This window comes from Kamptonema sp. UHCC 0994, assembly GCF_029167235.1.
GTDB lineage: Bacteria > Cyanobacteriota > Cyanobacteriia > Cyanobacteriales > Microcoleaceae > Kamptonema.
The window spans coordinates 20279-27438 of record NZ_JARFTR010000225.1; the positions used below are offsets into that span (position 1 = coordinate 20279).

At 47.0% G+C, this 7160-nt stretch carries 1 protein-coding gene; it reads left to right on the forward strand.

The window, feature by feature from the left end; genetic code table 11:
- Positions 1-111: 111 nt before the first annotated feature.
- Positions 112-7122: a DUF4347 domain-containing protein gene (locus tag PY364_RS20395; RefSeq protein ID WP_275525744.1), complete on the forward strand. Its 7011-nt coding sequence runs from the start codon at positions 112-114 to the stop codon at positions 7120-7122.
- The last annotated feature ends 38 nt before the right edge of the window (positions 7123-7160 follow it).

Sequence of the window (7160 nt, forward strand, 5' to 3'; positions counted from 1 at the left end):
CATTTGTCGTAGGTAAATTTCTTTAACAGCGGCTATTTTTATCGGCGCTATTAACTGCTGCAATCGTTACTTTTTTTGTCAACATTAGCGTATCTACCAGGTAATTAAATCATGGAAAGCATCTCCACTCAACTTGTTTTTGCCAGCCAAAAGCCTCAGAGTTTTAGCAAAAACAGTGCTAGCAATTTGGGTTTAACGAAACCAAATTTCACCGCAGTAAAAAAACAGAAACAATACCTTGTTTTTATTGATTCAAGAGTTGATGATTATCAGAGCCTTGCTGCGGGAGTAAAACTCGGCACAGAAGTATTTATTCTCGATTCAATACGGGATGGAATAGAGCAAATAACTCAAATTTTAGCTAATTATAGCCTAGTTGACAGCCTTCAAATTGTTGCTCACGGTAGCGAAGCAAAAATCGAGCTAGGTTCAGTAGAACTAAATATTAGCAACTTAGAAATCTATAAAAAACAGTTACAGCAATGGGGGAAGGCTCTAGCAGATAGAGGAAATATTCTCTTAGTATCCTGTAATGTAGCGGCCGGAAAATTGGGCGTTACTTTTGTGGAAAAACTCAGTGAATTTACGAGCGCAGAAGTTGCAGCTTCCGAGAGTTTGGTTGGGAGTGTAGCACTTGGGGGTAACTGGCATTTGGATTTTGCGACAGGAGAAATTCAATCTTCTTTAGCATTTGAAAAAGAAGCTTTGGCAGCTTATAGTTTTGTCCTTGCTACTTTAATTGAAGAAAAATTTCAAGACGCAACTGTTACTGGCCCTTGGATCTATGGTAATGGTGGAGGTGTTAGCGCCGACCCTTACTTAACCGCAGCGCCAATCGGTTCATCTGGCCTTATTCCCGGTGCACCTAGCGGCACAGCCGATGCGGTTGGTAGTGGTGCTTTGAGATTAACTACTGTTGATGGTAACCAGTCAGCTTTTGTCATTTACAACAACCCTATCCCTTCCAATTCCGGGATTAGAGTTACCTTTGACTTCTTTTCCTACGGCGGCGGCGGTCCCAGTGCCACCTATCCTAGCGGCGGGGATGGCATTAGTTTCTTTTTAATTGATGGGAGTGCAAATCCAACACAAGCTGGCACATTTGCCGGTTCCCTGGGCTATGCTCAAGATATCGGTGGTGGTAAAGCAGGTATAGTTGGAGGCTATCTGGGCGTTGGATTAGACGAATATGGCAACTTTTCCAATCCAAATGGAGAGCGTAATGGCGGCCCTGGAGGGACACCAAGCTCAGTAGCAGTTAGAGGAAGGGAAGACCTTGTAACTCCAACGAACAGCTATAACTACTTAACTGGAACAGGCACTCTTTCTCCTAGCTTAGCCGTTCCAGATCCAGCGCTGGTGACTACTCGCGCAGATGCGAAAAGAACTGCTGAAATCACCTTAACAGCAACTAATGTTCTCTCCGTTAAAGTTGATTTAGACGGCAATGGGATTTTTGACCCAAGCGAAATAGTTATTCCTTCATTCAACGTTACCGCAGCTAACGGAGCAGCGCCATCAACCTTTAAATTTGGTTTCGCCAGTTCAACTGGAGGTGCGACAAACATACATGAAATCAAAAACTTAAAAGTTGAGACTTTAACTGAGCCTACGGAACAGGCGGACATTGAAACTGTCAAAACTGGCCCTACATTTGTATTGCCTAATGGTACTATCACCTACAAAATTACTGCTACAAATAAAGGGCCTAACACTGCTACTAACGTCGTAATTCAAGACCCGTTACCTGCTAATTTAACCTTCGGTAGCGCGACAGGTGGTGGCACTTTTGACCCTACAACAAAAGTTGTTACTTGGCCGAGTATTGCCTCTTTAGCTATTGATCAGAGTGTCACTTACGATTTAGTGGCTACTGCCCCTGCTACTGGTGGCCCATTCCTTAACAAGGTATTCAGCACCGCGACAACTTTTGACCCCACTTCTAGCAATAATAACGGCACGGCTGCTAACGCTCAAGTTACTACTACAATCGCGTCTGCTGTTGCCGATGTAGTCACAACTAAAACAGGAGCTACTACAGGCAATGCTGGGGCAAATGTCACCTACACAATTACCACCACAAATAACGGGCCATCAACGGCGGCTGATGTTGCAATTACTGATACTTTACCTACAGGTTTAACAAACGTTGTACCGTCAGATGGTGGTAGTTATAATTCAGCAACAGGGATAATTACTTGGCCGACAATTAGCTTAGCAAATGCTGCAAATACGACACGAACAGTAACTTTACCATTGCCAGCAACAGCCAGTCTTAGTAATACTGCCAGTAGCACTTCTAGTACATCAGACCCAACTCCCACCAATAATAATGGTACTGCAACTGGTGCAACTGTTGCAACAACAATTACTCCCAGTGCCGATGTAGTCACAACCAAAACAGGTGTCACCGGAGGCACAGCAGGGGAAAATGTCACCTACACAATTACTACAACAAATAATGGGCCATCAACGGCGGCCGATGTCGCAATTACTGATACTTTACCTACAGGTTTAACAGGAGTTGTACCCTCAGATGGTGGCACTTATAATTCAGCAACAGGGATAATTACTTGGCCGACAATTAGCTTAGCAAATGGCACAAATACGACGCGAACAGTAACTTTACCATTACCAGCATCAGGCACTCTTAGTAATACTGCCAAGAGCACTTCTAGTACAGCCGACCCAACTCCAGCCAACAATGACGGTACTGCAACTGATGCAACTGTAGGAACAACAATTACTCCCAGTGCCGATGTAGTCACAACTAAAACAGGTGTTAGTGCAGGCACAGCCGGAGCAAATGTCACCTACACAATTACCACAACAAATAATGGGCCATCAACGGCTGCTGATGTCGCAATTACTGATACTTTACCTACAGGTTTAACAAACGTTGTACCGTCAGATGGTGGTAGTTATAATTCAGCAACAGGGATAATTACTTGGCCGACAATTAGCTTAGCAAATGGCACAAATACGACGCGAACAGTAACTTTACCATTACCAGCATCAGGCACTATTAGCAATACTGCCAAGAGCACTTCTAGTACAGCCGACCCAACTCCAGGTAATAATGACGGTACTGCAACTGGTGCAACTGTGGCAACAACAATTGCCGCCAGTGCCGATGTAGTCACAACCAAAACAGGTGTTAGTGCAGGCACGGCCGGAGCAAATGTCACCTACACAATTACTACAACAAATAATGGGCCATCAACGGCGGCCGATGTCGCAATTACTGATACTTTACCTACAGGTTTAACAGGAGTTGTACCCTCAGATGGTGGTGTATACGATGCCAATACAGGGATAATTACTTGGCCGACAATTAGCTTAGCAAATGCTGCAAATACGACGCGAACAGTAACTTTACCATTGCCAGCATCAGGCACTATTAGCAATACTGCCAAGAGCACTTCTAGTACAGCCGACCCGACTCCAGGTAATAATGACGGTACTGCGACTGGTGCAACTGTGGCAACAACAATTGCCGCCAGTGCCGATGTAGTCACAACCAAAACAGGTGTTAGTGCAGGCACAGCCGGAGCAAATGTCACCTACACAATTACCACAACAAATAATGGGCCATCAACTGCTGATGGTGTCGTTATTACTGATACTTTGCCCCCAGGTTTAACGGGAGTTGTACCGTCAGGAGATGGCAATTATAATCCGATAACAGGGGTGATTACTTGGTCAGCTATTAGCTTAGCAAATGGCACGAATACAACGCGAACAGTAACTTTACCATTACCAGCAACAGGCACTCTTAGTAATACTGCCAAGAGCACTTCTACGACTTTTGATCCGACTTCCGCCAATAATGACGGTACTGCTACTGGTGCAACTGTTGCGACTACAATTACTTCGAGTCCAACTCCAAGTCCAAATCCAAGTCCAAATCCAAGTCCAAATCCAACTCCAACTCCAACTCCTAATCCTCTCAACAAGCCTCCAGTTGCGAACAATTCCAATATCAGTTTGCCACCAGGAAGCACTGTCAAGATTCCAGGACTAGGGGGAAGTGACCCCGATGGCGCGATCGCATCCTATACAATTAATACCTTGCCCCCGGCAGCACAAGGTGTGTTGTATTTAGGAGATCCCGCTAACGGTGGCGTAGCCATTACTCCCGGCCAAGTGCTAACGCCGGATCAAATTAGTCAGTTATTCTTCCAGTCTACGGGTAGCTTTACAGGTGCAGGCTTCACTTATAGCGCCACCGATAACAGTGGTGCTGTCAGCCTCGCTGCTGCTACTGTCAACGCGATCGCAGCGCCAAATCTTCCTCCTCTTGCGACTAATGCCAATAACGTCGCCACACCAGGGAGTGCAGTCAAACTTGCGGGACTAGGAGCAACAGACCCCGATGGCGCGATCGCATCCTATACAATTAATACTTTGCCTCCGGCGGAACAAGGCATATTGTATTTAGGAGATCCTGCTAACGGTGGTGTAGCCATTACTCCCGGCCAAGTGCTAACACCCGCTCAAATTAGCCAGTTATTCTTCCAATCTACGGGCAGCTTTACAGGAGCCAGTTTTAGTTACAGCGCCACCGATAACCTCGGTCTTAGTACCCCTGCTCCCGCCGCTGTATCCCTGATCCCGCCTACTCCTAACCTCCCTCCCCTGGCAAACAATTCCAATGTCAGTTTGCCACCAGGGAGCACTGTCAAGATTCCAGGACTAGGGGGAAGTGACGCTGATGGCGCGATCGCATCTTACACAATTAATACTTTGCCTCCGGCGGAACAAGGCGTGTTGTATTTAGGAGATCCCGCTAACGGTGGCGTAGCCATTACTCCCGGCCAAGTGCTAACACCGGATCAAATTAGCCAGTTATTCTTCCAGTCTACGGGCAACTTTACAGGTGCTAGTTTCACTTACAGCGCCACTGATAACCTTGGTGCAGTTAGCCCTGCTACAGGCAATGTATCAGTCCAAGCTGGTGTCAACCTTCCGCCACTAACAAACAACGCTAATGTCAGTTTGCCACCGGGGAGTACAGTTCAGATTCCAGGACTAGGAGGAAGTGACCCTGATGGTACGATCGCATCCTACACAATAAACACTCTACCGCCCGCTGAACAAGGCTTGTTGTATTTAGGAGACCCCGCTAACGGTGGTGTTCTCATCACTCCTGGCCAAGTGCTGACACCCGCTCAAATTAGTCAGTTATTCTTCAAATCTACGGGCAACTTTACAGGGGCCAGTTTCACTTATAGCGCCACTGATAACCTTGGTGCAGTTAGCCCTGCGGCTGCTAGCGTATCCGCTGTGTTAGGGCCGATTTCACCAACACCAACACCGACACCAACACCGACACCAACGGGAACTCCGACTCCTACGCCAACACCAACGGGAACTCCAACTTCTACGCCAACGGCAACACCCATACCAACGGAAACACCTACGCCAACGGGAACTCCTACGCCAACTCCTACGCCAACTCCCGAACCAATTGGCGCGCCAACACCTACGCCAACGCCATTACCTACTGGGGTTTTCGCCCCCGTAGAGGAACCAGACACAAGTTGTGGTTGCACTCCAATTCCTGAAAAACCTGAGTTTACATTTACTGCGCCGCCCATACTGCCAAAAGTCAAATTTCAGCGAGATGAATTGTTCGCTGGTGGGATCGAAATCCTTAGCGGAAATCAGGGAAATGACTTATTGACGGGCAACACTGGCGATAACTGGTTATTTGGCGATCGCGGCGCTGATACCCTACATGGCGATCTCGGTGCAGATATCCTGATCGGCGATAGCGGTAGCGGAAATCCCGGAGATGGCGCTGGAGAAGAAGATTTGATCTTTGGCGAAGAGGGGAACGATATCATTGGCGGCGGTGACGGTAACGATACCATTTACGCCGGTAAGGAAAACGATCTCGTTCACGGCGGGAAAAATAATGACTTGATCTGGGGCGATCTCAACTCCGATATCCTGATCGGTGACAGTGGCAATGACTCTATCTTTGGTGGTGTCAACGATCTATCTGTTCCCGACTTAAATCCTGATTTACTTTTTGGCGGTAGCGGTAATGACTACCTCAATGGTAATGAGGGTGATGACACCGTAATTGGCGGTGAAGGCAAGGATATTGCCTACGGTGGCAAAGGCAATGACTGCATATTTGGGCAACTTGACTCCGATACCCTTTATGGTGGCGAAGGCAATGATACGATTTTGGGCGATCCGGGTAGTAATGGCGAGGTTGCTTCTGCCGATCAGGAAGATTTGATTTTTGGCGATCGCGGCGACGATATCATCGGTGGTGGTGACGGTAACGATACCATCCATGCTGGCAAAGAGAACGATCTAGTTTACGGTGGTAAAGGTGACGATCTGATCTGGGGTGAACTTAACTCGGATACGATTGTGGGTGACAGCGGTAACGATACCATTTATGGCGGTCTTAACGACTTCTTTAAAACCGATCCACAGGGGCGCGATGTGCTATTTGGTGGCATCGGTAATGACTTAATTAATGGTCAGGAAGGAGAGGACACTATTATTGGTGAGGAAGGGAATGATACCCTTCGAGGTGGCAAGGAAAATGATGGTCTTCGTGGCGGTAGCGGCAATGATTTGATGTTAGGCGATAACGGTAACGATCAACTCTGCGGCGATGAGGGCAATGATACTATCTACGGAGACAATAAAGGCGTATCTGTTGCTGTCGGTGGATCTGGTCAAAGTGATTGTATTAATGGCGGCGGCGGAGACGATCTGATCTATGGCAATGAAGGGGAAGATAATCTTAATGGTGATGACGGAAATGATTCACTTGCGGGAGGTAAAGATAATGACATTTTATCTGGCGGCACAGGGGATGATTGGCTTATGGGCGACTCCGGGGAAGATACTTTGATTGGTGGAACAGGAAATGATGTTTTTGTTTTGAGTCCTAATAGTGGTGTGGATACTGTGCTTAATTTTGAGGTTGGTTTGGATAAATTTGGACTGGCGGGGGGGCTTTCCTTTGACCAATTACAAATTACTCCTACTCTTGGCGGAACTGTGTTCCAAGTCGCAAGTAATGGTCAAGTCTTGGCGAATTTATTAGGGGCTAATGGTGTGATTTCTACTTTGGATTTTGTGCTGGTTTAATTGGTATACGTAACGCCGCCCTCTGGGCGGTGACTTAC